The 25,924-nt window shown below is 39.9% G+C and carries 26 protein-coding genes; 21 read left to right on the forward strand and 5 right to left on the reverse strand.

All coding sequences use genetic code 11. The features are described from left to right. Positions 1-7: 7 nt before the first annotated feature. Complete coding sequence (locus ACFPA1_RS01155) at positions 8-571, forward strand: polyhydroxyalkanoate biosynthesis repressor PhaR (RefSeq protein ID WP_241114071.1); 564 nt, start codon at positions 8-10, stop codon at positions 569-571. A 24-nt stretch (positions 572-595) separates the two neighbouring features. After that, positions 596-1,663 (forward strand): alpha/beta fold hydrolase, encoded by a 1,068-nt coding sequence (locus ACFPA1_RS01160; RefSeq protein WP_213140963.1) that lies wholly within the window; start codon positions 596-598, stop codon positions 1,661-1,663. 84 nt (positions 1,664-1,747) lie between these two features. Here ACFPA1_RS01160 and ACFPA1_RS01165 read toward each other — a convergent pair whose 3' ends face one another. Beyond that, positions 1,748-2,527 (reverse strand): alpha/beta fold hydrolase, encoded by a 780-nt coding sequence (locus ACFPA1_RS01165; protein WP_213140962.1) that lies wholly within the window; start codon positions 2,525-2,527, stop codon positions 1,748-1,750. Positions 2,528-2,739: 212 nt separating this feature from the next. Between ACFPA1_RS01165 and ACFPA1_RS01170 the strand changes: the two genes are divergently transcribed. From ACFPA1_RS01170 to ACFPA1_RS01185, 4 genes are all read left to right on the forward strand, one after another. Continuing rightward, positions 2,740-3,288 (forward strand): hypothetical protein, encoded by a 549-nt coding sequence (locus tag ACFPA1_RS01170; protein ID WP_378580920.1) that lies wholly within the window; start codon positions 2,740-2,742, stop codon positions 3,286-3,288. A 165-nt stretch (positions 3,289-3,453) separates the two neighbouring features. Next, positions 3,454-4,596 (forward strand): sensor histidine kinase, encoded by a 1,143-nt coding sequence (locus ACFPA1_RS01175; RefSeq protein WP_213140960.1) that lies wholly within the window; start codon positions 3,454-3,456, stop codon positions 4,594-4,596. Beyond that, on the forward strand, positions 4,589-5,188 hold the full coding sequence (locus tag ACFPA1_RS01180; protein WP_213140959.1) for a response regulator transcription factor: 600 nt from the start codon (positions 4,589-4,591) through the stop codon (positions 5,186-5,188). The genes ACFPA1_RS01175 and ACFPA1_RS01180 overlap by 8 nt, the downstream gene beginning before the upstream one ends. A gap of 162 nt (positions 5,189-5,350) precedes the next feature. After that, positions 5,351-6,229 carry a processed acidic surface protein gene (locus tag ACFPA1_RS01185; RefSeq protein WP_213140958.1) on the forward strand — a complete coding sequence of 293 codons (879 nt, stop codon included), beginning with the start codon at positions 5,351-5,353 and terminating at the stop codon, positions 6,227-6,229. 60 nt (positions 6,230-6,289) lie between these two features. On the opposite strand, the gene ACFPA1_RS01190 is transcribed toward ACFPA1_RS01185, so the two are convergent. Next, the gene (locus tag ACFPA1_RS01190) at positions 6,290-7,138 is read right to left on the reverse strand and encodes an alpha/beta fold hydrolase (RefSeq protein WP_213141317.1); all 849 of its coding nucleotides are present in this window, start codon (positions 7,136-7,138) and stop codon (positions 6,290-6,292) included. Positions 7,139-7,322: 184 nt separating this feature from the next. Here ACFPA1_RS01190 and ACFPA1_RS01195 point away from each other — a divergent pair, with 184 nt between their 5' ends. The 10 genes from ACFPA1_RS01195 to ACFPA1_RS01240 all read left to right on the forward strand — a co-directional run bounded on the left by ACFPA1_RS01195 (position 7,323) and on the right by ACFPA1_RS01240 (position 19,440). Further along, complete coding sequence (locus ACFPA1_RS01195; RefSeq protein ID WP_213140957.1) at positions 7,323-7,517, forward strand: IDEAL domain-containing protein; 195 nt, start codon at positions 7,323-7,325, stop codon at positions 7,515-7,517. A 153-nt stretch (positions 7,518-7,670) separates the two neighbouring features. Then, positions 7,671-8,441: a DNA polymerase beta superfamily protein gene (locus tag ACFPA1_RS01200; RefSeq protein ID WP_213140956.1), complete on the forward strand. Its 771-nt coding sequence runs from the start codon at positions 7,671-7,673 to the stop codon at positions 8,439-8,441. Positions 8,442-8,520: 79 nt separating this feature from the next. Then, complete coding sequence (locus tag ACFPA1_RS01205) at positions 8,521-9,696, forward strand: LL-diaminopimelate aminotransferase (protein WP_378580923.1); 1,176 nt, start codon at positions 8,521-8,523, stop codon at positions 9,694-9,696. 91 nt (positions 9,697-9,787) lie between these two features. Continuing rightward, positions 9,788-10,237 (forward strand): CoxG family protein, encoded by a 450-nt coding sequence (locus ACFPA1_RS01210; RefSeq protein ID WP_378580925.1) that lies wholly within the window; start codon positions 9,788-9,790, stop codon positions 10,235-10,237. Positions 10,238-10,366: 129 nt separating this feature from the next. Beyond that, the gene (locus tag ACFPA1_RS01215) at positions 10,367-11,242 is read left to right on the forward strand and encodes a cadherin-like beta sandwich domain-containing protein (protein ID WP_213140953.1); all 876 of its coding nucleotides are present in this window, start codon (positions 10,367-10,369) and stop codon (positions 11,240-11,242) included. Between the two features lie 161 nt (positions 11,243-11,403). Beyond that, complete coding sequence (ppc, locus tag ACFPA1_RS01220; RefSeq protein WP_378580927.1) at positions 11,404-14,157, forward strand: phosphoenolpyruvate carboxylase; 2,754 nt, start codon at positions 11,404-11,406, stop codon at positions 14,155-14,157. A gap of 185 nt (positions 14,158-14,342) precedes the next feature. Next, on the forward strand, positions 14,343-16,946 hold the full coding sequence (gene adhE / locus ACFPA1_RS01225) for a bifunctional acetaldehyde-CoA/alcohol dehydrogenase (RefSeq protein ID WP_378580929.1): 2,604 nt from the start codon (positions 14,343-14,345) through the stop codon (positions 16,944-16,946). A 29-nt stretch (positions 16,947-16,975) separates the two neighbouring features. Further along, on the forward strand, positions 16,976-17,590 hold the full coding sequence (locus ACFPA1_RS01230; RefSeq protein ID WP_378580931.1) for a hypothetical protein: 615 nt from the start codon (positions 16,976-16,978) through the stop codon (positions 17,588-17,590). 18 nt (positions 17,591-17,608) lie between these two features. Beyond that, a complete protein-coding gene (locus ACFPA1_RS01235) occupies positions 17,609-18,340 on the forward strand; it encodes a hypothetical protein (RefSeq protein WP_378580933.1) in 732 nt (243 codons plus the stop codon). Between the two features lie 20 nt (positions 18,341-18,360). After that, a complete protein-coding gene (locus ACFPA1_RS01240; protein ID WP_213140947.1) occupies positions 18,361-19,440 on the forward strand; it encodes an alpha/beta fold hydrolase in 1,080 nt (359 codons plus the stop codon). A 74-nt stretch (positions 19,441-19,514) separates the two neighbouring features. Here the strand turns inward: ACFPA1_RS01240 and ACFPA1_RS01245 are convergent, their stop codons facing one another. After that, positions 19,515-20,297 (reverse strand): alpha/beta fold hydrolase, encoded by a 783-nt coding sequence (locus ACFPA1_RS01245; protein ID WP_213140946.1) that lies wholly within the window; start codon positions 20,295-20,297, stop codon positions 19,515-19,517. Positions 20,298-20,443: 146 nt separating this feature from the next. Here ACFPA1_RS01245 and phaQ point away from each other — a divergent pair, with 146 nt between their 5' ends. From phaQ to ACFPA1_RS01265, 4 genes are all read left to right on the forward strand, one after another. Further along, positions 20,444-20,881 (forward strand): poly-beta-hydroxybutyrate-responsive repressor, encoded by a 438-nt coding sequence (phaQ, locus tag ACFPA1_RS01250; protein ID WP_213140945.1) that lies wholly within the window; start codon positions 20,444-20,446, stop codon positions 20,879-20,881. Beyond that, entirely contained in the window at positions 20,862-21,464 is a 603-nt protein-coding gene (locus tag ACFPA1_RS01255; protein WP_378580935.1) for a hypothetical protein, read from the forward strand. Before phaQ ends, ACFPA1_RS01255 begins: the two co-directional genes overlap by 20 nt. A gap of 227 nt (positions 21,465-21,691) precedes the next feature. Beyond that, complete coding sequence (locus ACFPA1_RS01260; RefSeq protein ID WP_213140943.1) at positions 21,692-21,787, forward strand: YjcZ family sporulation protein; 96 nt, start codon at positions 21,692-21,694, stop codon at positions 21,785-21,787. Positions 21,788-21,811: 24 nt separating this feature from the next. Next, positions 21,812-21,943: a YjcZ family sporulation protein gene (locus ACFPA1_RS01265; RefSeq protein ID WP_213140942.1), complete on the forward strand. Its 132-nt coding sequence runs from the start codon at positions 21,812-21,814 to the stop codon at positions 21,941-21,943. A 60-nt stretch (positions 21,944-22,003) separates the two neighbouring features. Here ACFPA1_RS01265 and ACFPA1_RS01270 read toward each other — a convergent pair whose 3' ends face one another. Together ACFPA1_RS01270 and ACFPA1_RS01275 are read right to left on the reverse strand one after the other, a co-directional pair. Then, positions 22,004-23,728, reverse strand: a complete 1,725-nt coding sequence (locus tag ACFPA1_RS01270; RefSeq protein WP_378580938.1) for an AAA family ATPase — start codon at positions 23,726-23,728, stop codon at positions 22,004-22,006. Between the two features lie 131 nt (positions 23,729-23,859). After that, positions 23,860-24,120, reverse strand: a complete 261-nt coding sequence (locus ACFPA1_RS01275; protein ID WP_213140940.1) for a hypothetical protein — start codon at positions 24,118-24,120, stop codon at positions 23,860-23,862. Between the two features lie 168 nt (positions 24,121-24,288). On the opposite strand from ACFPA1_RS01275, the gene ACFPA1_RS01280 reads away from it, so the two are divergent. Continuing rightward, the gene (locus tag ACFPA1_RS01280; protein WP_213140939.1) at positions 24,289-25,869 is read left to right on the forward strand and encodes a peptide chain release factor 3; all 1,581 of its coding nucleotides are present in this window, start codon (positions 24,289-24,291) and stop codon (positions 25,867-25,869) included. Positions 25,870-25,924: the final 55 nt, after the last annotated feature.

Consider the following 25,924-nt stretch of genomic DNA (forward strand, 5'->3'; position numbering starts at 1 on the left):
AATGTTAATGTCAGAGAAAAAATATGATCCGTATGAATCCTTTCATAAGTTAAGTCTTTTGTGGGAAAAGCAAATCAATGATTTTATCTACCTGTGGACAAATAACAATGAGTTTGTCAAAATGTCCAATTTCGGAACTGAAGTGCAAACCCGTTATCTGGAGCAATTGAAAAAAAATCAAGAAGCCTTCGCAAGTGTCCTAAATTTACCGACGAAGAGCGACGTTACAAATGTGGCAAACTTAACGATTCAAGCAGAAGAGAAAATGGAGGCTCTTGAAGAGCAAATTTGGGATTTACAAGATTCTGTAAAATCACAGAGTAAAGAGATTGAAAGTGTCGTAGAAGTTTCCAAGGAAATCATTAAACTGACAAAACAGCTAAAACAAGATCTGGTTAAGTCAAAAAAAGAACTGTCCGATACAAAGAGCCTGCACGCCGAACTTCAGGAAATGAAATTTGAACTATTGAAGTTAAGTAACTTTAAAGAAGAACTTGACGCTATTAAGGGTCTGATTGAAAAGGAAAAAACGGAGCAACCTGTGTTTTCTAGTGCAGGATCATCTAAATAATTTTAAAGGGAGGGAAACATTACCGTGGCTGTAGAGACACCTTTTAGGAATTTGATTCCAGAATTGAATTATGAGAAAGAAACGGCACGTTGGAAGAATGTTGTTAAAGCATTAACTGGACCTGCGCCGAAAATGGGGCACTCGCCAAGAAACGAAGTATGGCGGAAAAATAAATCGGTTTTATGGCATTATCCAGCTAAACAAAAAAAATATGAAATTCCATTATTTTTTGTTTACTCCTTGTTTAATAAGCCATATATTTTAGATGTTGCTCCCAAGACCAGCGTGATCGAGGGTCTCACAAATTTAGGCTATGAGGTGTATTTGTTAGATTGGGGTGCACCAGGCTACGAGGACAAAAAAATTGGTCTCGATACTTATATCGACAAGTATTTAAGAACTGCGGTCAAGCGTGCAATCCGCCATTCCGGAGCGGATGAAATTACCGTTGTCGGTTATTGCCTGGGCGGAACGATTGCTTCCATTTATGCGTCAATTGCTGATGAGCCGATTAAAAATTTAATCGTTGCAACTGTGCCAATTGATTTCCAACCGGCTATTGGTCCGGATAAATGGACAGAAGGCATTAGAAACGGTGATATTAACATAGACAGCTTTATAGATGTTTATGGCAACATCCCGCCTAAAATGGTCGAAGGCATGTTCAGGGCAATGCAAGCACCTGTTTATTTTACTAACTACACAATGCTGCTTTCAAGGGCACATGACCAGCGTTATGTTGATAAATGGCAGCGGATGAACAAATGGACAGTTGATCAGGTTCCATTTGCAGGAGAAGCCTACCGTCAATTATCCAATGACCTTTTTAAAGAAAATAAACTGGTAAAGGGTGAGTTGGTTATTGGCAATAAAAAGGCGGACTTAAAAAATATTAAAGCCAACTTATATGTTATTTCTGGTTCTAGAGACCATTTAATCTTGGAAGATCAAAGTAAACCAATCATGGACCTAGTTTCCAGCGAGGATAAAACGTATGTGGTTGTTGAAACGGGGCATGTAGGCCTGGCGCTTTCTGGATTATTTGGCAAAATTGTAGATCAGTGGGCATCCAGCCGTTCCAATCCTCTATAATAAAGAAGTAGGAATAAAGTAAGGTACAAGGACATATATAGTAAATAGTGTTGCATAAAAGAGGAAGGAATAACTTCCTTCCCCTTAACTTGCAGCCTGGTGTTTATTCAAAAAATTGCGAAGCACTTCATTAAACGCGTCTTTTGCTTCAAGTTTAGCAACATGGCCGGTATTTCTAAAAACGACAAACTCGGAGTGGCGGATTTGTTTATGCATTAAATATTGAATCCAGACAGGTGTTACGGAATCATATTGTCCGCCAATAATAAGGGTCGGCACCTCGATTTTTGGAAGGAGTGTTAAATTATTGACCTTAAGACACGCTTCCATGGCTTTAAAATAATATTCCTTGTTCGGACGGTAAAATTCGTAAAATTGCTCAAAATTCTCATCCGACCAAGTATACAGGCAAACCTTTGCTGCAGTTTCTCTTGTAATGTCTGGAGACTTATTTTCTGCCCGTGCCTTTCTATAGGCTAAAAATAATTTCCCGAAATTTTTCGGGGCATAATGGAACGTGCTGACCAGCATTAAGGAACGGCACACTTCTGGTGCCTGACGGTAAATCTCTTGTGCAACCATGCCGCCCATGGATAAACCGCAAATGTGGGCGCTTTCAAAGCCTAGCCCTTTAATAAGACTTATACAATCGGCTGCGAAGTTTTTTATTGAAATCTCACCAGGCTTTTGATATTCACCGTGTCCTCGTAAATCAGGAATAATTAAGTCATATTGATCTGCTAATTCAAACTGATGTAACCAACCTTCTTTTACCTCCCCAAGTCCATGAATAAAAACTAAAGGCTCACCGGCACCGAGTCGTAAATAAGGAATTTCGTGGGTGACTTTAAAAAAATTACGCAAATTGCATTCCTCCCTGTGATTTTTAATAACCTTTGTTTCCTTCATTTCTATAATATATACATTTACAATATTCTGATTATTTTATTATATAATCGGTGTTGACAAAATATAACACATAGGTGTAAATTACATATATAGACTAGCAATGAAATTACATAAAGAAAATGCCAGCTTTAAGCGATTGGACTTATAATGAAAAAGGAGGAAGAAATATGAGCACAACAAAGAAAAATGGCCAAGCTGAAGAATCTCTTCAGACCAACCAATTAGTTGACACACTTTGGAATCAATATGAACAATCCTTAGACCGTGCCAGAAAGATTCGTGAAAGCAGGGAAGATGCTTACTTAAATGCAGTTAAAGAGGTAGTAAAGTTTAATCAAGAATTCAGATTTTCGCTTGGAAATCTATACCGTACTTTTAGAAACACCAATAGTGAATTAGTCAAGGGTGTTTCCAACGGACTTGTAAAAGAAGAAGCAAAAAAAGTTGTTCGCCCAGAATTAAAAGAACAAATTGAAGAAGTAAATGGCAGGATTGAACAATTGGTGGCTGCTCCGATCGCTGCGGGACTTGATTTGGTTGCTCGCACCGAAAATAGTTTTATTGAGAATAGTGAAAAATATGTTGAGTACTCAAGAGCGCGCAGAGGCAGCTGGCAGCAAGTTACAGATGGTTATGTAAAAGCAGCAAGAAAAAGCCATCAACAAGTGGTTAACCGCCTTGAAGAAAGTGTAAAAGTATTTGTAAATGCAAAATAATGATTTGAAACACGGCTGTCCATTTGGATAGCCGTGTTTTTATTTTTTATTCATGGGCTTTAAAGCTGTTTTGTTTTCATAAAATAAAGAGTATAAAGAGGAAAATTTAATCGTTTTCGGCTATGATAGAAAGTAAAGGATTTCAGGAAAAAAAGAGGTTCAGCTATGCTAAAGAGTTTACTGACATTCCAAAAAGCGAACGGGATTGCACCGTATATTTGGACTGTTCTTTGTATTTTGCCATTTTATTTTATTTTTCAGGCTCCAACAACACTGCAAATCGTTGTTGGGATTGCGCTGACATTGGCGTTCTTTATTTTCTATCGGATTGCCTTTATTTCCAAAGGCTGGCTTGTATATGTTTGGACAATGATTTTGATTGCGATTTCCATAACGGCAACCAGCCTTTTCAGCTATGTATATTTCGCTTTTTTTCTTGCTTACTATCTAGGAAATATCAAGGATCGGGTTGCTTTCTTTACATTGTACTTTATCCATTTGCTAAGTACTTCCGCTTCCATCAATTACAGCATTGTCATCCATGAAAAATTGTTTTTGCAGCAACTCCCATTTGTCATCATTATTTGGATTAGCGTCATTCTCCTTCCATTTAGTATTCATAACCGCAAGGAGAGAGGGCAGCTTGAAGAAAAACTCGAGGATGCCAACAAACGGATTTCTGAACTGATTAAACTCGAGGAGAGAGAACGGATTGCCCGCGACCTTCATGATACACTGGGGCAAAAACTTTCCATGATTGGGCTAAAGTCTGATTTAGCAAGAAAATTAATCTCGAAGGACCCCGATCAAGCCCGAAACGAACTAAAAGATGTTCAAGCTACGGCCCGAACTGCATTAAGTGAAGTAAGAAAAATGGTTTCCTCCATGCGGGGAATTCGTTTAAAGGATGAAATTCAGCGTATTAAACAAATGCTTGCAGCGGCTCAAATCAATCTGGAATGCAGAGGAGAATTTATTTTAACAAATGTCACGCCATTTACTGAGAATATTTTAAGCATGTGCTTAAAAGAAGCGATTAATAATGTTGTGAAACACAGCGGGGCTAGCAGTTGTTTAATCTCTATTGATCAAACGCAGAAAGAAGTCGTGATGACGATACATGATAATGGTTCATTTAAAACTGCCAAGGGGAAAATTTCTGATGGCCATGGTTTAAGAGGGATGCAGGAAAGGCTGGAATTTATCAACGGCAGTTTAGAGCTATTGACAAGCAATGGTACTGCTATAATTATTAAAGTCCCAGTAGACTTAAAACCTCGCCAGGATAGGAGAGTTGGAAATGATTAGGATTGTCATCGCCGAAGATCAACAAATGCTTCTCGGAGCTTTTGGGTCATTACTTAATTTGGAAGAGGACATGGAGGTAGTCGGGAAGGCCACCAACGGAGAAGATGCTGTTACTCTTGTCAAGAATCTAAGTCCTGATGTTTGTATAATGGATATTGAGATGCCCGGCAAAAGCGGACTTGAGGCCGCAGAGGAAATTAAGTGTCTAAGCTGCAAGGTGATCATTTTGACAACCTTTGCCCGATCAGGGTATTTTCAGCGGGCTTTAAAGGCAGGGGTAAGTGGATATCTTTTAAAGGATAGCCCAAGTGAAGAATTGGCAAGTTCCATCCGAAGTGTTGTGGCAGGAAGACGAATTTATGCGCCAGAATTAATGGATGATGTGTACGCCGAAGAAAATCCATTAACAGACCGGGAACGTGAGGTATTAGAACTGGTAGCAGACGGCAAAAACACAAAAGAAATAGCGGAAGAGCTTAGTATCAAAACAGGGACGGTCCGGAATTACATCTCCATTATTCTCGATAAACTGGAGGTAAAAAACCGGATTGAAGCCATAACCCAATCAAAGGAAAAAGGCTGGTTTAAATAGGTTTTCCAGCTTGCTTGTTTTTATTAATCGAAACGGGTGCCGATATGAGGCATCTTTTTTTTGCAATTTTTAATTTAACCAAATCAGCCAATAATTTTCATTTCTTAACTTTTTTACAAAGGGAACATTAATATTGAACAATGTTCTGAGGAGGGAAATAAATTGAATTTAAAGAGGATCATTAGCTTTTCCTTCATCCTGTTCATGTTTTTGTTTAGTGTTCCTTTTGTATCTGCAGCGCCATCAGATTCAGAACTAAACCAGTATTTGCAGGAAATTGGTTGGACGAAGCAAGAACTTCAGGATTACCTTGACTTTTATGAAATTCCCATGGATGAATTTGCTTCAATTGATGAACTTCGTGAGTTCCTCGGAACACCTATCAATGAACAAAATTTGCAGGAACTATTAACGAAGTATCATCTTTCCCAGAAAGAAATGGATGATTTGTTGAATCATTTTGGTGATTCTCTGGGGGAGTATAAGTTCATAGAGGATTTGGATTCTGCATTAGACTTTTATGTCAATCATGATGAGTATATGGCTGATATAGAAAGTGAATTAAACGAAATTGGGATTACTGAAGAAGAGTCTGAAAAGTTTTTTAATTATCTTGGGCAGGTAGAAGAGAAAAACAAATATCAGTTGGACCAAATGGATTTGTACGACTCCCTTTTGGAAAAATTTGTAGGTCTTGATGATACCACCGACCTTACCGAAGAACAGCAGGATGAATTGGTGCAAATACTCACTGAAACCATTGACACTTATGAAATCAAGGTTCAATTTAAAGTCAACAATCAGAATATCTCCTTAAAAGAACTGCTAAAAATGAAGGATGCACCTGATAATTTGTATATCGGTATATCCAGTATTGCAGGTGAACCATTAATTGACTTTACAATTCCAGGGTCATATTTCCAAACTGGAGAAACAATTAACCAAGGAGAACAAATGATTCATTTGGGGGAAATCTCCAATGAGTTTATTGATCATCTTCATGATGAAAAATACCAAAATGCAGATAACCGATATAAATAAGGAATTACCCGCCAGTATCGCAAACCTGGCGGGTTTATTTGCATAATGTTCATAAGTTTTTCAGCTGGATGCATTTGTTTGGAATTTGCCAATGTAGTTTTTTATATATTCGAATACTTCCATGGGACGTTCCTCTGGCAGAGCATGGCCGGTTTCTTTTAAGATAATCAATTCCGAGTTTGCTAGGTCCTTGTTCAATTTCTCTCCAATTTTTAAAGGCACTGATTTGTCCTGGTCACCCCAGATTAATAAGCAAGGTGTTTTGATTTGTTTTAAAATTTCCGGTGGAAGATCGCCTTCGCGATCGCGAATCATCCGTGTTAAGGCAACAAATATTTCATCCTGTAAAAAGGGCTGCAGATAGCCATTTATCATCTCTTCATTAATAATGGAATGGTTATAAAGGGCCTCCTGAAGGTTTTTCTCTACCCCGGTTCTGGCAAACCAATACTTTACGAAGCGATGAAAGTAAGGCAGGTAGCTGGTAAGAATGAGCGGAAGTTTCGCGCGTTTTAAATAGGCTGAGCTGCAGAGTAAAATAGCCTTGTCGGCAAGCTCCTGTTTTAGGTGAAGAATATTTAAGACAATTTGTCCACCCATAGAATGGCCGATGAAAGTCATTTTTTTTAAGCCCAGTGATTCGATAAGCTGTATGACGGTATCGGCTAAATTTTTATAGGAGTAGATATATCGGCTGCATTTTGCACTTTTCCCAAAAGGGGGAAGATCAATAGATAACACCTGATACTCATTCTTTAATAACGAAATTAAATGACGATAGGTGAAGGTGGAAGAAAGAAAACCGTGCAATAAAACGAAGGTCCTTTCTGCGTTTGGATTAGGATAAAATTCATAATAAACATTAATGTTATTTAGCGGCTTATACCCTGCTACAACATTCTGCTCCATCATCCTTCCTCCCAATTAACAAAAATAGATGAAATTAATATTCCCCCTTTTATTAATCCATACAACAATAAATTTAAATAACTCCTTTTTTAATTCCTAAATTTTTTAAAATTTCCAAAATAAAGTGTTTGAATTTTTAGAAAACTAACTGTATAATAAAAAAAAGCTCAAGGAGTTGATTTCCATGGAAAAGAAGTTACTTAATTCCCCGCAACATTCGGATGAAAACACTGATTCTGTCCTTGCTGAGATGTTTTTAAACAACGCCCTGCTTGAATTTAAAAGGGAGAAGATCCGGAAGGAAATCGACCAAACGTTACAAGACGGTAACAAGGAATTATTTCTTCAATTGACAGAAGAACTGAAGAAAATTAGCTAGTTCCGAACAACCTACTATCTATTATGACAAAACTTTAAAAAAGAAGCCCTATCCAATACGGATAGGGCTTCTTGGCCGTTCTGACGAGAATTTCATTTGGACCCTGAACCCTTTTTTTGTATGATAAAGAAAAGGAATCGGGGGCGGTTAGTAGTGAAAGAGAAAATTATCGAGGAATTAAAAAAAATCGAAGAGCAATATGCCGTTAAAATTTGCTATGCTGTTGAGTCAGGCAGCAGGGCATGGGGATTTCCTTCAAAAGACAGCGACTATGATGTTAGGTTTATTTATGTCCCCAAAAAAGAATGGTATCTTTCCATTGAAGAAAAGCGGGATGTTATAGAACTGCCAATAAATAATCTCTTGGATATAAATGGATGGGAGCTTCGTAAAGCACTCAGGCTTTTTAAAAAATCAAACCCGCCCCTAATGGAATGGCTACATTCGGGAATTGTATATTATCAGGCCTATTCTTTAGTAGATAAAATGAAGGCAATCCAAAACCAGGTGTTCCGGCCTCAGTCGGCCCTTTATCATTACCTGAATATGGCCAAAGGGAATTACCGTGACTATCTTCAAGCAGATGAAGTGAAAATTAAGAAATACTTTTATGTGCTGAGGCCGGTTTTAGCCTGTAAATGGATTGAAAAATATAATAGTGTCCCGCCTATTGAATTCCAGGCATTAGTGGCGGACCTTATTATGGACGGCCCTCTTAAAAATGAAATCAATACTTTGCTTGATAGGAAAATACGGGGCGATGAACTTAACCTTGAGCCAAAGGTTTTTATTATTAATGAATTTTTGGAGAATGAAATAAATCGAATTGAGGATTACGCAAAGAAAACGTCTTTTCCGAAACAGGATATTTCCCCAATACTGGATGAACTATTTAGGGACATACTTGACGAGGTATGGCCTTGATTACCAAAAAATATGTTAAAATATATAAAAATATTATTTTGCGAAAAATTTCGAATAAATAAAGAATGAGGGGAATTCTATGAATATCGTTGCATCCGAGAAACTTCAAAAAATGTCATCGAGTATTTTTCAAAAGGTGGCCGATCAAAAGCAAAAGGCATTAAAAAATGGAATTGATGTCATCGATTTGAGTGTCGGAAGCCCGGATTTTGCACCGCCAGCGTTTGTAGTCGAGGCATTAGCAGAAGCGGCAATGGACCGAAGTAAATATGGCTACACTTTAAAAGGGATTCCTGAATTTAATGAAGCCGTTAGTTATTTTTATAAACAGCGTTACGATGTAGAACTTAATCCGGCATCTGAGGTTATTCAGCTAATGGGTTCGCAGGATGGACTTGCTCATTTAGCGATGGCGGTTATTAACCCTGGCGATTATGTTCTGGTACCTGACCCTGGATATCCAATCTATGAGGCAAGTGTGACGATTGCTGGCGGAAATATTTATCCAATGCCGTTATTGGAGGAAAACAGGTTTCTCCCTCAACTAGATGAAATTCCTGCAAAGGTTCTAGAGAAAACCAAATTGATGATTATCAGTTATCCAGGTAATCCGGTTACCGCTCTCGCTGACAGAAGCTTTTTCCAAGAGGTGATCCGTTTTGCCAAAAAGCATGAAATCCTAGTTTTGCATGATTTTGCCTATTCTGAGTTAATTTTTGATAACAATCCGCAAATTAGTTTCATGTCGATTCCGGGAGCAAAGGAGGTTGGGATTGAGTTTAATTCACTTTCCAAAACATTTAATATGGCAGGCTGCCGGATTGGCTATGCGGTCGGGAATGAACAAGCACTTGCCATCCTGGCTTCTTTAAAATCTCATATCGATTATGGTGTGTTTTATCCAATCCAAAAAGCAGCCATAACTGCTTTGACTTCGGATTTCTCATTTTTGCAATCACAAGTGAGAGAATACGAGAAACGGCGTGATGCATTGATATCAGGCCTTTCAAAAGGCGGGTGGCAGGCGGCAAAATCTCCGGCGACAATGTTTGTCTGGGCAAAAATCCCATCAGGATGGACATCCCGTCGCTTTGCCTTTGAACTGATTGACAGTAAAGGAGTTGCGGTTATTCCTGGAGATGCGTTTGGAAAGCTTGGTGAAGGCTATGTCCGGATTGCCTTGGTTCAGCCTTCGAAACGGATCTCTGAGGCGGCAGAGCGCATTCAAGAATTCCTTAGGGAAACTCAAGTTTAATTCTTCTAATTAAACCTTTCTTAACATATATCTTTAACAAAAGGCCTTCACACGACTGAAGGTCTTTTACTTTGAAGGGGAGAGGGAGATTATGCCTAGCGGAATGCATCAGGTCGAACTGGATTTGCCAATTGATGTGATTTGGGACTTTGTAAAGGATATGGACAATTGGGCACCGCTTGTGCCGAACTATATTCAACACGAAAAGCTAAATGAGCATAGGTCCACATGGGAGTTTAAAAGCGATATTGGCATAATGAAGAAGAAAATCAGTTTAATAATTGATATTAATGAATGTAAAGAACCAATAAGAGTCAGCTTTGCCTTAAAAGGCAAAAGTGAAAAATATTCTGGCGAAGGATTTTTCGAAGCAAAGGCAATAAACGTAAAAAAAACAAGATTAACTGGCTTTCTTGAAGTGAACGTTATTGGGAAGATGGCCGGAGCGCTGAACTCGAAGCTGGAGACCGCACTCCCAGAAGCGGTGAAAGAAATGGCGGAGGCTATTTCGGAAAAGCTTGTGGAAGTTAAATCTGTTTAATAGGTGCATCGATATCGATTAAACAAGAAATTCGCAGTTTGTAAAAGTTAAGGTAATCTTAAGCTTGGCATGGTATGTTAGTCCAAAATCCACTATCAATCAGATAGTAGACAGGGGGATTAGCAGCTTATGTTAAGTACAGGGCTTAAAAGAAGTATAAATTTATTTCTTGTTACCGCTATTGCCGGTATGAGTTTGGTCCATTTTACACCTGTTGTGTATGCAGAAGCGACTGAAACAACTCAACAGCCCCAGACGGCAAGTGCATTGACAAAACTTGAAATCGACGGAGTAAAGCTCGACAAGGAGTTCTCAGCAGATGTAAAAGAATACTCCGCTTCCGTTGTAAATGAAGTTGAAACTATTAAGATGCTGGTAGAAGGGAATGAATCAGCCTCTGCCATCACCATTAATGGTCAATCTGTTCTTAGAGGGACACCTGCTGTTTTTTCACTTCAGTCTGGTGAAAATATTTTTCAGATTATCATCTATGATGCCAATCATGCAGAAACTACCTATAAAGTTCATGTAACCAGGTCCGCAAAGGTTGAACCGGTAACTCCGGCCGCTGCTGCAAATCCGTCAAACCAGGCTGCAGGCAATGTTGCTCAAGCAACCATTTTGAGCAGCGGTAATTCCGGTTTTCAGTCAAGCCTTACACGTACCAATACAAATGCAAATACTGCTTCTCAATCTTCCACACAGTCTATGAGCGGAACAACGCAAACGGTGAGCAAGGCTAAATTGTCTGCTTTAACGGTCTCCGAAGGCACATGGGATAGTTCGTTTACTTCTGATGAGTATACATACCATATTGCTGTACCAAGTGATACAACAGCCGTGACGATTCACCCAGCCGCCGCATCTCAAGGAGCCTCAATAAAAATTGAAGGCGGAACTAACAAAACAGTCCAGCTTGACAATGATAATAAAACAATTATTTCCGTAGTCGTCACCTATAACGACAATGACCGGAAAACCTATGTACTTGTCTTTGATAAATAAATATCACATACTCAAAAAGCCTGCCTTCGCAGGTTTTTATTTTTTTCTTGGAATTTTTTCCATTAAAAAAAGAAATTTATCTTTTAACAAATTTCTGAAGATATGATATATTTATAAATAAAAATTTTAGTACATCACATGATTAAAGGGAAGGTGAGAGAATGGCAGCAGATTTGATGAAAAAAGACAGCAGTCTTCCGTTGCGTCGCGATGTTAAACTACTTGGTAAAATGCTAGGTGAGATTCTGGTGAACCACGGTGGCCAGGAGCTATATGAGAAAGTCGAAAAAATAAGACTTATGGCCAAATCACTTAGGATTCACTTTGACGAAGAAATTTATTCTGCATTAAAACAGGAAATCGTTACCTTGACCCCGCCAATGCGCAAGCAGGTAATCCGGGCATTTTCTATGTATTTCCATTTAATAAATGTTGCTGAGCAAAACCATCGAATCCGCAGGCGCAGGCAATATCAGCTTCAAAGTGACAACATCGTTCAGCCTGCTTCAATTGAAAGTGCAATCCTTTCACTGAAAGAAAATAACATTAACTTGCAAACTATTCAAAATGTGCTGCAAAGCATATCACTTGAGCTTGTTATTACGGCACATCCAACAGAGGCAACAAAGCGTTCCATTCTTGAAGTACAACAGCGGATTGCCGAAATTTTAAAAAATCTTGATCATCCGCTTCTTTCAGGCAGGGAACAAAAAAAGCACGAAGAAAGTTTGTTTAATGAAGTCGCTATCCTTTGGCAGACCGATGAATTGCGGGAAAATAAACCAACCGTAATGGATGAGGTTAGAAATGGGCTGTATTATTTTGATCAAACATTATTTGAAGTCCTCCCTGATATCCATCAAGAGGTTTCAGATAGTCTCGAGAAATATTATCCTGAAACCTCCTGGGATGTTCCAAATTTCTTGAGGTTCGGGTCATGGATTGGCGGGGATCGGGATGGTAACCCTAACGTGACCCATGATGTGACCTGGGAAACATTGGGCCGGCAAAGGCGCCTTGTCTTGAAAAAATATAAAAATGTTTTAGTAGATTTAATGAAACGCTACAGCCATTCCACCTCAAGGGTAAAAGTCAGCGAAGATCTGCTGAAATATATTGATGAAAAAGAAGATCTCTATTTGACAGAAGATAAAAAATGGCCGGTCCAAGCTGAGGTATACCGTCGCGCTTTCGCTATTATAATTGAGCGGGTGAAGCAGACTGGAAAATCTGAACTAGGCTACAGCAGTGCGGAAGAATTGCTGGAAGATCTGTTTTTAATTAATAGAAGCTTAAAGCAGCATCATCCTGCCCGCCACGAACTCGGGAACATTGAAAAACTGATTCGTCAGGTCCAACTGTTTGGTTTCCATTTAGCCACACTTGATATTAGAAATCATAGCGGAGAGCATGAGGCCGCTATTACTGAGATACTTGGAAAAGTAGGCATCACTGAAAACTATGCAGGACTAAGCGAAACAGAAAAATTAGAAATATTGCAGAGGATTCTCCTTGATCCCCGGCCGCTCCTTTTATTACATGAGGATTACTCCACGGAAACACAGGAAATGATTAAAGTATTTCAGATGATTAAAAACGCTCATGAAGAATTTGGACAAAGAGCAATTACAGTTTATCTGGTAAGCATGACTAAATCACCGAGTGATTTATTGGAAGTTTTAGTTTTAGCCAAAGAAGCTGGACTCTATCGTCTTCATGCGGATGGGACGTTGACAAGCCATTTAAATGTTGCTCCGCTATTGGAGACCATTGATGATCTAACAGCCGGTTCACTTATTATTGAAGAACTTTTCAATATGCCAGTTTACCGCAATCATTTGCAGTGCTTGCGGAATCAGCAGGAAATTATGCTCGGCTATTCTGACGGCAGCAAAGACGGCGGCACGCTGACGGCGAACTGGAAGCTTTATAAGGCACAGGTAGAAATTCATGAAATGGCGAAAAAATATCAAATCAGCCTGAAATTCTTCCATGGGCGCGGCGGTTCATTAGGCCGCGGCGGCGGTCCTTTAAACAAAAGCCTTTTATCACAACCGGCTGAAACAATTGGTGACGGAGTGAAAATTACCGAGCAGGGTGAGGTTTTATCTTCTCGATACCTGCTTGAGGATATTGCCTATAGAAGCTTGGAGCAAGCTGTATCGACCCTGATTCTTGCCGCAGCGCATGTTACGGAAGAAGGAGAAATGCGGGAGGCGTCATGGGAAAAAGCAATTGAAGAAATATCAAATGCTGCTCTTGCTAAATATCAATCTCTTGTCTTTGAAGATCCCGATTTCCTAACCTATTTTCAATCTGCAACACCACTAAGGGAAGTGGGTGCATTAAACATCGGCTCAAGACCAATGAGCCGCAAAAACCAAGGACGCTTTGAAGACCTGCGAGCTATTCCATGGGTTTTTGCTTGGACCCAAAGCAGACAACTCCTGCCGGGGTGGTATGCGGCAGGAACAGGCCTGGAAGCTTTTGCATCAGGCAGTGAGCAAAACTTAAAGCTGCTAAAGGAAATGTATCTGAAGTGGCCTTTCTTCCAATCAACGATTGATAACCTGCAAATGGCTCTCATGAAGGCTGATATTACAACTGCCAAAGAATATTTAACACTTGTTGAAGATAAAACGATTGCTGAAAGAATTTTTACGAATATATTCGAGGAATATGAGAAAACAAAAGCGATTCTTTTGAAAATTACGGGGGACCAAGAATTACTTGACCATACTCCAAACATAAAAGAATCTGTGTTCCGCCGCAATCCGTATGTCGACCCGCTTAATTTCCTTCAGGTCGAATTAATAAAAGAACTTAGAAAACAGGACGAGCCTGACGCTGCTGTTTTGACGGAAGTTCTCTTGACCATTAGCGGTATCTCCGCCGGTTTGCGTAATACAGGTTGATTTTTAGCCACAAACCTATTTTAGGGTTTGTGGCTTTTTGAATTTTTTGTGAACTTTTGTAAAATGAATGGCTGTTCATTCATTTTGTCGCAAAATTCGACAAAATCGAAAAAAGTCACGTGCTATATTTATGCAGAGGGGAAAAGGAGTGATTAGATAATTCATATTACCGGAGGGATGTCTACATGGCTGTAAAAGAAAAAGTTGTCCAGGAGAAACATCAGGTTTATGCAATGATTGATGAATTAGCCAATAACGGAGCGAAAGCACTGAATGAATTCCGCTGTTATAATCAGGAAATCGTGGACGAAATTGTTAAACAGATGGCTCTTGCTGCACTTGAAAACCACAAGTATTTGGCCAAGCTTGCAGTAAAAGAAACACAAAGAGGGGTTTACGAAGACAAAGTTTTTAAAAACATGTTTGCCACTGAAATGATTTACAACAACATCAGGGATATGAAAACGGTGGGTGTCATTGCCGAAAATGATAATGATGGGATGGTCGAAATGGCCGAGCCGGTTGGAGTCATTGCCGGTGTTATCCCCATCACCAATCCGACATCAACAGTCATTTTTAAATCGTTGATTTCACTTAAAACAAGGAATCCAATCATCTTTGCATTTCCACGATATGCTCAAAAATGCTGTACAATAACAGCCCAGCTGCTTAGCGAAGCGGCTGAAAAGGCTGGCGCTCCAAAGAATTGCATCCAGTGGATAGAGGTACCTTCTCATGAAGCCTTTCAGGCCCTGATGAAACATCCGCAGATATCGCTCATCCTTGCAACCGGGGGCCCGAATCTAGTAAGGGCAGCGTACAGCTCTGGAAAGCCTGCACTAGGTGTTGGTGCCGGAAATGTACCTTGTTATATTGAAAAATCGGCCAACATTAAACGTGCAGTCAATGACTTAATTTTGTCAAAGACCTTTGACAACGGTATGATTTGTGCTTCCGAACAAGCTCTTATCATTGATCAAGAAATTTATGATGTAGTAAGACAGGAGTTGATCGCCAATCACTGCTATTTTCTCAATAGGGAAGAAAAGCAATTGCTCGAACGCGCCGCAATTGAACCAAAAACAAAAGAGCTTAACCCAATGATTGTCGGTCTTCCTGCTTATATGATTGCAAAAATGGCTGGAATCAATGTGCCGCTCAATACAAAGATTCTACTTGCCGAGTTGGATGGTGTGGGGCAGCAGTATCCACTATCCTGTGAAAAATTAAGCCCGATATTAGCGTGCTACAAGGTCAATAGTTTTGCAGAAGGACTTCTTGTTGCTGAAGAGACACTTGAATATGGCGGTCTTGGGCATTCGGCAGCGATTCACACTACCAACCAGGATGTGATTGATACATTTTCGCAAAGAATGAAAGCTGGCAGGATTATTGTCAATACACCATCCACACACGGGGCAATCGGCGACATCTATAATACATCATTACCGTCCTTAACCATCGGATGCGGAACATATGGAGGGAATTCTGTGTCACAGAATGTGGGAGCAGCAAATTTACTCAATATCAAAAAAGTAGCCAAAAGAAGAACTATGACACAGTGGTTTAAAGTTCCATCACAGATTTTCTTTGAGAAGAATTCGGTTCAAACACTTGCGGCCGTTCCCGGTATTTCAAAAGCATTTATTGTGACCAGCGAAAGCCCGCTAAAGAATGGCTATGTCGAAAAGGTGCAGTATTATTTAAAAAAGAATCCTAACAATGTTCTTTGTGATATTTTCTGGGAGATTAAACAGGACCCAAGCATTGAAACAGTGATGGCCGGTGCAGAACGGATGAAAAAGTTCCAGCCTGATTGTATTATCGCCCTTGGCGGAGGTTCGGTCATGGATGCTGCCAAAGCCATGTGGCTGTTTTATGAACACCCAGACGCAGATTTCAAGAGCCTGACGCATAAATTCTTTGATCCAAGCAAGCGAGTGGTTAAATTCCCGGCTCTTCGAACTAAGGCGAATTTTATTGCGATCCCAACCACATCCGGTACAGGATCCGAGGTAACATCCGCCTCCGTTATTTCAGATAAAAAGGCAAATATCAAATATCCAATGGTTGATGCGCAGCTGACACCAGATGTTGCCATTGTCGATCCACAGTTTGTCATGACTGTTCCTAAACATGTAACAGCGGATACGGGCATGGATGTATTAACACACGCGATTGAAGCCTATGTATCGGTTCTAGCCAATGATTATACGGATGGACTTGCAATGAAGGCTATTCAGTTGGTCTTTGAATATCTGCCTAAGGCATACAGGGATGGAAGCGATGAACTTGCCCGTGAAAAAATGCATAATGCGGCTACGATTGCCGGTATGGCATTTGGCAATGCTTTCTTAGGTATTAATCACAGTCTTGCTCATGTCATTGGTGCGGAATTTAATATTCCTCATGGACGGGCCAATGCCATCATGCTGCCGCATGTCATCCGCTTTAACGCGATGAAGCCCAATAAATTAATGACTTTCCCTAAATATGAACACTTTATTGCGGATGTACGTTATGCGGAAATTGCCAAAATGCTTGGCCTGCCTGCAAGCACGACCGAAGAGGGAGTGAAAAGCTTAATCGCAGCAATCGTTGAACTTGCTGAGGAATTGGATATACCAATGAGCATCGAAGCGTCTGGTGTTAGGAAAGATGAATTTGAAAGCAAATTATCAGAACTTGCTGAACGGGCATTTGACGATCAGGATACAATTGCCAATCCCAAAATGCCTCTAGTAACTGAATTAGCAGAAATCTATCTTCAAGCATACAAAGGTGTCTGAATAAAGTCAGTCTATGGAGGGAGAAAAAATTGTCGGAGGAAATGGAGCAAAAACAGGAAACCCAAACAGTAGGCGAAGAACATATTCAGCTCGGGGTCAGCGGTTTAGATCTGCTCTGGCGTGCAGCTTTTAGGAAAATGGATGAATGGGCAAAACGTGCTGAATTCGAAGACGAGGTATTTTTGAAGAGGGCTAAGCTATTTGCAGATAGTGTAGGACGAAGCCAAGTAGATGTGAAAGAAATCACTGATAAATTTACAAAGGAATTTGCTCAATGGGAAAAAACAGCACGCGATGAATTTTTTATGTCAACAACCAGTCTAGCACACTTTTTCCCGGTTAAGTCCTTTAAAGAAATAAATGAGCAACTCGAGCGCATTCATCAAAAAACACTGTCACTTCTTAACAGGCCATGCCAGTTTATAACTAATACGGAGGCACCAGATAAATATTTTGCAATGATAGAACAGTATATTTCGCTAAGAAAAAAGGCAAGAAGCCGATATCTTACAACTTTAAAACAGGCTGGAAATCTAGTCTATGAAAACCAAAAAGTGTTTGTAAACTTATTTTCCAAACAAATCAGTACGTTCGTTTTTCCGCTTAACAAATATCTGGAGAGAAGTACGATTAGAAAATTTTAATACAAGGAGTGAGGCGGCATGTCTAAAGAAAAAACCTATGATCTATTTGCAGGTTATAAACTGTTAAGTGAAATGTGGGAAAAACAATTAATGGATGTTTTATTTAAGGCGACTGACAACAAAGAATTTGTCCGCACGGCAAATATAGGACTTGACCTGCATTCGCGATATATGGAAAGGCTGCGAAAAAATCAGGAGTTTATTGCTGCATTAATGAATATCCCAACCAAGAAGGATGTCGCAAACGCGGCAAAAATGTCGATTCAGGCTGAAGAAAAATTTGATAGTTTAGAAGAACAGGTATGGAATTTGCAAGACAGTTTGGCAAGCTTTAGTAAAGAAAATTTGACTTTCCTTCAAGAGATAATCAACACTATCAATCAAATGAAAGCTGAATCACTGAAAACAAAAGAAGAGCTGGCAGAAACCAAAAAGATTAAGACAGATCTTCAAGATTTACGGCAGGGTTTTGTTGATATCAAAATCCTCCAGGTGAACCTCCAGGAAATGCGCAAGGAGCTTGAGGGACTAAAGGCAATTCAAGCAGAGCTTAAAGATTCTCTCACCCATCAAGAACCGCCCCAAATAGATAGCGGTTTGGAGGAACTAAGGCAGGAGATTGCCCAATTGGCTGAACTAAAAAGTGAAATTGCCTCATTAAAGGAATTAATGGGAAAAGAGAAAGAAAGAAAACAAAAAAAGGAACCGGAAAAAGAGCTGGTCCTGCCAGGGGCCAGTACCACAAAATAACGTAAAGGGGGTATTGGTAAATGAGTACTAGAGTTTCAACAAAAAGTTTTTTACCGCTTTTAAATATCGAGAAGGAAACGAAACGATGGAATCAGCTTTATAAAGTTATGACTGAGCCTAAGCCGGATATCATCCCTACACCGAGAAAATGTGTATGGAAAAAAAATAAAACGACTTTATGGTATCATCCTGCAAAGGAAAAGAAGCATGCCGTACCTGTATTTCTTGTATATTCACTTTTGAACAAAGTGTACATTTTGGATGTAGGAGAAGGCAGCAGCGTGGTTGGCGGATTAACGGAAAGAGGATACGATGTTTACCTTCTGGATTGGGGTACTCCGGGCCTGGAAGATGCTGATCTTACTTTAGAAAACTATATTATCGATTATTTGGAAAACGCACTTAAACGGGCAATAAGGCATTCTGGTGCAAAAGAAATATCCTTAATGGGATATTGTTTAGGCGGGACAATGGCCGCTATTCTTGCCTCTATTACAAGCCTGCCAATTAAGAATTTAGTATTAGCCGCAGTCCCAATTGATTTTAGCATAGGGACTGTACCGCAAAAATGGCTGGATGGAATTCAAAATGGTGAACTAAGCTTTGACCGCTTTGCCAATGCTTATCGAACCCTCCCATCCGAGTTCCTTTACTTGATGTTTAAGCTGATCACACCGTTAAACGCGGCCACAATGGCCAACCTATATACCCGCGCCCATGATGAGAAATATGTTGAAAAATGGCGCCGGATGGATAAATGGACGAAGGATGCTCAGGCATTTGCGGGTGCCGCCTTTAAGCAATTTTTTAATGATTTTTATAAAGAAAACAAATTGTTACAAGGTGAATTAGTGATGGATGGCAGGAAAGTAGATTTAAAGAATATTAAATGCCCGTTGTTTGTGTTCTCTTGTTCCCGCGATACTTTAATTGCTGAAAAGCAAAGTCTGCCGATCATGGACCTTGTTTCAAGTGAGGATAAGACATATGAAGTATATGAAGGCGGCCATGTTTCTCTTGTGCTCACAGGAGTTTTCGCAGAAATAATGGACCCATGGTTATCCACTCGTTCACATGATTTACAAGAAGTCCGCTCATAATTTCCAAGGACGGGAATAAATTTATTAACGGGAGGAAACGGGGTGGGGGTCCCATCCTTCCCGCTAATATAAATTTATCCTGCATTACGATGCTGGTTGAGGAATTCACGTAAGAGAAGGTTAAACCGGTCTTTTGCTTCCAGTTTGGCAAGATGGCCGGTATTCCTCATAATAATGAATTTTGAGTTTGGTATTAACTTATGCATCCATGCCTGTATCCAAACCGGCAATACAGAATCATACTGTCCGCCAATTATAAGTGTTGGCACTTCAATTGTTGGCAGTAATGATAAATTATTCACTTCCAGGCAAGCTTTCAATGATTCAATAAAAATCTCATGTTTAGGTCGAAAAAGTTGGTTGAATTGTTTAACAGTTTCCTTATCCCAGGAATACAAGGCCATTCGGGCTAAATATTCTGATTCTTTCCCGGCAGAAGCGACTTTTTGAAACTTTGCTTTTCGATTTTCGAATAGTAGGCGTTTGAGTTTATTTGGAAAGTAGTGGAATGTACTTACTAGCATGAGAGAACGGCAGATAGAGGGCGACTGGCGGTAGATTTCCTGTGCAACGGCTCCACCCATTGATAATCCAACAATGTGAGCGTTTTCAATTTTTAACTCCTTCAATAGGCTGATAATGTCTGCAGCAAAATTCTGGATCGTGATTCCATCGGTCTTGGTGCATTCCCCGTGGCCTCTCAGGTCTGGAATAATTAATTCATATTCATCGGCAAATTCAAATTGGTGATGCCACCCCTCCTTTATCTCACCTAGACCATGAATAAACACTAACGGCTCGCCTTTACCTAAATGTAAATAAGGAACACCCAATTTGCTAACCTTTGCTTTTTCCATTTTACACCACCTTTCATTTTTAATAGTTTATATCCAAGTTGGTAAAATTGTAAACAGGTTTATTCAGCTTTTAGTAATATTTATTGACAAGATTGACAAAATATTACTGATAGGTGTAAAATACATATAGGTGAGGTGATAAAGACATGGTAAACCAAGATAATCAATCAGTCAATCCATCAAAAAATTTTGTGCTGCCATTTATTTTATTGCTTCTTAGCAGGGTTTCTCTGCATGGGTATGAATTGAGTCAAAAGCTGGAGTCATTTGGCTTTAAAACTTTGGATCAAGGAAACCTGTACAGAATGTTAAGACAATTAGAAAAAGAAGATTTGGTTTCATCTGAATGGGATACAACTGGTGCAGGGCCTGCCAAAAGAAGGTATTCCATTACAAAAGCTGGTATTACATACTTAAAAGGATATGCCAATCAACTAGAAACGTATCAATCACTCCTCGATCAATTTTTCAAAATGTATACCAGTGTCCTTGAGCTCTATATTCCTTCTTTCCAAAAGAAGGATGCAATAGAGAAAGTAAATAATCGTAAGAGGAGGAAGGACGATGGCGCAGAAGAAGATTGAAACGATTCCTGAAGTCGACGTAAAAACAGTTCCACAAGCTGCGGAGGAATCTATTGCTGAAGTTTCGTTTGTTAACACTTTTTGGGAACAATATGAGCTTTCCCAGGAACGGGCACGGAAGCTAAGGGAGAGCCGGGAGGATGCCTACCTTAATTCTGTAAAGGAAGTCATCAAGTTCAATAAGCAATATAGAAAATCCGTCGCGAAATTATATGACCAGGCAAGAAAAACAAACAAAGAAATGGTATCTGAAGTTGCCCAGCAAGTTAATTTACGCAAAGAGGATGCAAAGGCTGAGGCAGTGCCAAATAACGATCGGGAAGAGCTTAAAAAGCAGCTTAGCGAGGTTTCCAGCCAATTGGAGATATTGGCTTTGACTCCAGTTAAAACCTTTTTCCAATTTGTCGAACAAATGGAAGACAATTTTGTGAAAAATACTGAAGCAGGAATTGGCTATGCTCGCGACCGCAGAAATGCGTGGCTGCAAGTTAGAAAGGAATACGTTAAATTGGCACGTAATACCCATCTTGATTTAGTTGAACGCGGGAAGAATAGTTTGAAAGAGCTTGTTAAAACGAATTAACTTCTAGCATATCTGCAGCAAAGGATTATTACAGAATGTGTATTTACCTGAATTAAAGCCGCACTCTCTATTTACAGGGAGTTGTGGCTTTTTACTTTAAGCCCATTTTCTTTCTAAGAATGGGCTTTTCCTTTTTTACAAATCTGGGTAATAGGGATAAGTGTCTATTGCACATTTTTATCTAGGTGAATAGGATATATGGAATTCAAAAAAGGAGGTAATGTTAAATGTCTGGTGTAGCAGGTGGCTACGGAGCAGGATTTGCCCTAATCGTGGTTCTGTTCATTTTGTTAATCATTGTAGGGGCTTCTTGGGTTATATAAAAAAAAAATAAGGAGGTAAAAAGTATGTTTGGATATGGCGGTTTTGGCTATGGCGGCTGTGGATACGGCGGCTTTGGCTATGGCTATGGTGGCTTCACTTTAATCGTGGTGTTATTTATCCTCTTGATTATTGTAGGAGCAGCTTGCTACTATTAAGAAAATGAATGGGTAATAAGCCCAAAAAACCCGCTTGGTTTCCCAAGCGGGTTTTGTATGTTAGCCGGCTACATTCATATTCGCACAAATAATTTCTTCGACTTCATGCCCTTCCAAAGTTTCTTTTTTTAATAAGGCATCCACCAATTGCAGATACTGCTCTTGATGGCTTTCGATTAATTTTTCTGCTTTCTCTATACCCTTTGCAAACAGTTCTTGCATTTTGATTTCTTTATCCGGTTTACTAAAGGTTAACGTAAAGCCGTCCTGAAGCATTCCGATTTCAACCATTTGTTCAATAATATGTTTAGCCTGTTGCACATCACCGGATACACCGATACTGTGTTCACCAAGAAACATCCTTTCGGCGGTACCGCCGGCTAATATCATGGCAACTCGGTCAAGCAGGTCGCTTGTTGTAGATAAATTCAATTCTTTCGGAATTGGTGCTACATACCCCAAGGCTTCACCCCGTGGAATAATCGTCGCTTTTCTGACTGAACCCGGTTTTGTTACAGAAGCAACAAGGGCGTGCCCGGCTTCGTGGATGGCTACCCGCCGCTTTGTCTCATGATCCTGCAACGGCCGTGAAGTACTTCCTAAAATGGTTCGGTCAAGAGCATAATCTAGGTCCTGTTTTTGAATCATATCACGCCCATTACGAACTGCATGACGGCTTGCTGATTCAAATAATGAAAACAGCTCTGCTCCGGAAAACCCGGAAGTACTTTCCGCTAAACCATCTAATGACGTAAGGACATCTTTGGTAATCGCTTTTCCTTTTGAATGAATGTCAATGATTTCCCTGCGTCCTTTTGTATCAGGCAGCGGAACATGGAATGAGAAATCTATTCTCCCTGGACGCAAGAATGCTTCATCAAGCATATCTTTTCTGTTTGTAGCGGCAATAAATAAAATGCCGTCATTGGAATGGCCGCCGTCAAGCTGGACAAGAAGTTCAGTTAATGTTTTTTCTCCTTCTTCGCCGCCATGGGCTTTACGTCTGCCGGCAAGGGCATCTACTTCATCGATAAAAATGACAGCAGGACGCTGTTTTCTGGCCGCCTGAAACAAGGAGCGGACACGGCTTGCACCGACGCCGACAAATAATTCATTAAACGCTGACCCGCTGGCAGAGAAAAACGAAGCATTCAGCTCATGGGCAATTGCTTGCGCAAGCAAGGTTTTTCCGGTTCCAGGGGGTCCGTATAACAGGATTCCTTTCGGGGGTTTAATCCCAAGCTTTAACGCTCTTTCCTTATCCTTTAATGTTGTCAAAGTTTGCAATATCTCTTCTTTCATTTCATCGCCTAGACCGCCTACATCCTTTAAACTGATGTTTGGCAGAGGCCGGGCTTTTGCGACGCTGTTTTTCATGGAATTTCCTAAGCCGATGCCGCCCTTAGATTTTCGGACAGCGTAGACAGCACCTCCTAATAAAAGAAGGACTCCAGCCATGATCCATTTACCATAGCGGCTGCTAGAAGAAAAGGAATATTTGATATTATATTTCTCAACCAGTTTATCCACCATTTGGCTATTAGGGGGAACTTGGGAAACATATTCGGATTTGCCTGCTTTTATAAAGAGACTTCCATCGGATTGTTCTGTTATGGTGACTGTTTTCCCGTTTTGCTCTTGAATAATTTTTTCTACAGACGAAAACGGTATAGATACTTGGTTAGTTGTTGATTGAACGAACCAAATAATTCCGGCAATAACTATAATAAATGCTGCGAACAGCGGAAAGAATTTTTTTGAAACTGTTTTTTTGCTTTGATTCATGGGCTATTCCTCCTTTAACAGAAGTACAACCTCTATTATAAGGGGATTTCCAATAAAATGGATGTGGGAATCGATGGAAGCTGATCGAAGAAAAAACACTTCCCACAAAAAACAGGAACTGCAGCTCAAAATTATGATAATAGCCGAAGATGGGGAATAATGGGCGTGAGAACGCTTTGAGCCAGAACACCGATGCTGACGCCAATACTCGATGCCTTTTTCCATTTAAATACATGAACCTTTTCATCTTTACCTTCATATAAAAATACAAGCTGCTCAGCTTCTTCGGCAATCCCGATTTTTTTATAGGGAATTTTGTTTTGTTCAAGCACGATTTCAAATGCCTTTTGCAATAAATTTAATGTTTGCCGATCAAATTTTGTAATTTCCATAAATCCTCCCAAAAGCATCAATTATGTATAATTTTATTATAGTCATTATTTCAACCCGATTAAAGAAAATCTCAATTGTATTTTATTGAAATATTGCAAAGTAACCGTTTGAGCGATAAGATTGAAGTTATGGAAAAATTTTAGGCTGTTAAAAGAGAGGAAGACATAATGGGAAACGATTTAAAAAAAGAAGTATTATCGCGCCGTACATTTGCGATTATCTCGCACCCGGATGCGGGTAAAACAACCTTAACGGAAAAATTGCTATTGTTTGGCGGCGCAATCCGCGATGCCGGAACAGTAAAGGCAAAGAAGACAGGGAAATTTGCCACTAGTGACTGGATGGAAATTGAAAAGCAGCGGGGAATTTCTGTTACCTCCAGTGTCATGCAATTTGATTATAGCGGTTTTCGCGTCAATATTTTAGATACTCCTGGACACCAGGATTTTAGTGAAGATACGTACAGGACCTTAATGGCAGTTGACAGTGCCGTGATGATTGTCGATTCGGCGAAAGGAATCGAAGATCAGACCATTAAGCTTTTCAAGGTTTGCCGGATGCGTGGAATTCCTATTTTTACGTTTATTAATAAGCTTGACCGCCAAGGAAAACCACCGCTAGAACTTCTGGCAGAACTGGAAGAAGTTCTGGGAATTGAATCCTACCCTATGAATTGGCCAATTGGAATGGGAAAAGAGTTCTTAGGAATTTACGACAGATATTATAATCGTGTTGAACAATTCCGGGTTGATGAAGCTGCACGCTATATTCCCTTAAATGATGATGGGGAAATTGATGGTGATCACAAGCTGAAATCTTCAGGACTTTATGAGCAGACATTAGAGGAAATCATGCTGTTAAATGAAGCGGGAAATGATTTTTCTGCTGAAAAAGTGCAAGCAGGAAGCCTGACACCTGTGTTTTTCGGAAGTGCGTTGACGAATTTCGGGGTTCAGACATTTTTAGAGACCTACCTGCAATTCGCGCCGCCTCCTAAAGCGAGAAATTCATCGATTGGGGAAATTGATCCGCTTTCCGACCAATTTTCCGGTTTTATTTTTAAAATTCAAGCGAATATGAATCCCGCCCACCGGGACCGGATTGCTTTCGTACGAATTTGTTCTGGAAAATTTGAAAGAGGAATGACCGTAAACGTTCCCCGGCTTGAAAAGCAATTAAAGCTTTCTCAATCCACTTCCTTTATGGCTGAAGAACGAAATACTGTGGAAGAAGCCGTCAGTGGAGATATCATCGGTTTATACGATACGGGAACCTACCAAATCGGCGATACGATTACGACGGGTAAGAATAATTTCCAATATGAGAGGCTGCCGCAGTTTACACCTGAGCTTTACGTAAGGGTATCTGCGAAGAACGTAATGAAGCAGAAATCATTTTATAAGGGGCTGCATCAGCTTGTTCAGGAAGGGGCTATCCAGCTCTTTAAAACGGTCAAAACAGACGAGTATTTATTAGGGGCTGTAGGCCAGCTGCAGTTTGAAGTATTCGAGCACAGAATGAGAAATGAATATAATGCAGAGGTCATTATGGAACGGCTGGGATCGAAAATTGCCCGCTGGATTGAAAAAGATGAAGTCGATGAAAACCTGTCAAGCTCAAGAAGTCTTCTTGTGAAGGATCGTTATGAGCATTATGTATTTTTATTTGAGAACGATTTTGCATTACGGTGGTTCCAGGAGAAAAATCCGAATGTAAAGCTTTATAATCCAATGGACCAGCATGACTAAACTCCAAAAAATTAAGGCTGTCTCGTACGAGGCAGCCTTAATTTTTTTTATTGGG

The sequence above is a fragment of the Neobacillus sp. GCM10023253 genome, assembly GCF_042653105.1.
GTDB classification, from domain to species: domain Bacteria; phylum Bacillota; class Bacilli; order Bacillales; family Cytobacillaceae; genus Neobacillus; species Neobacillus citreus.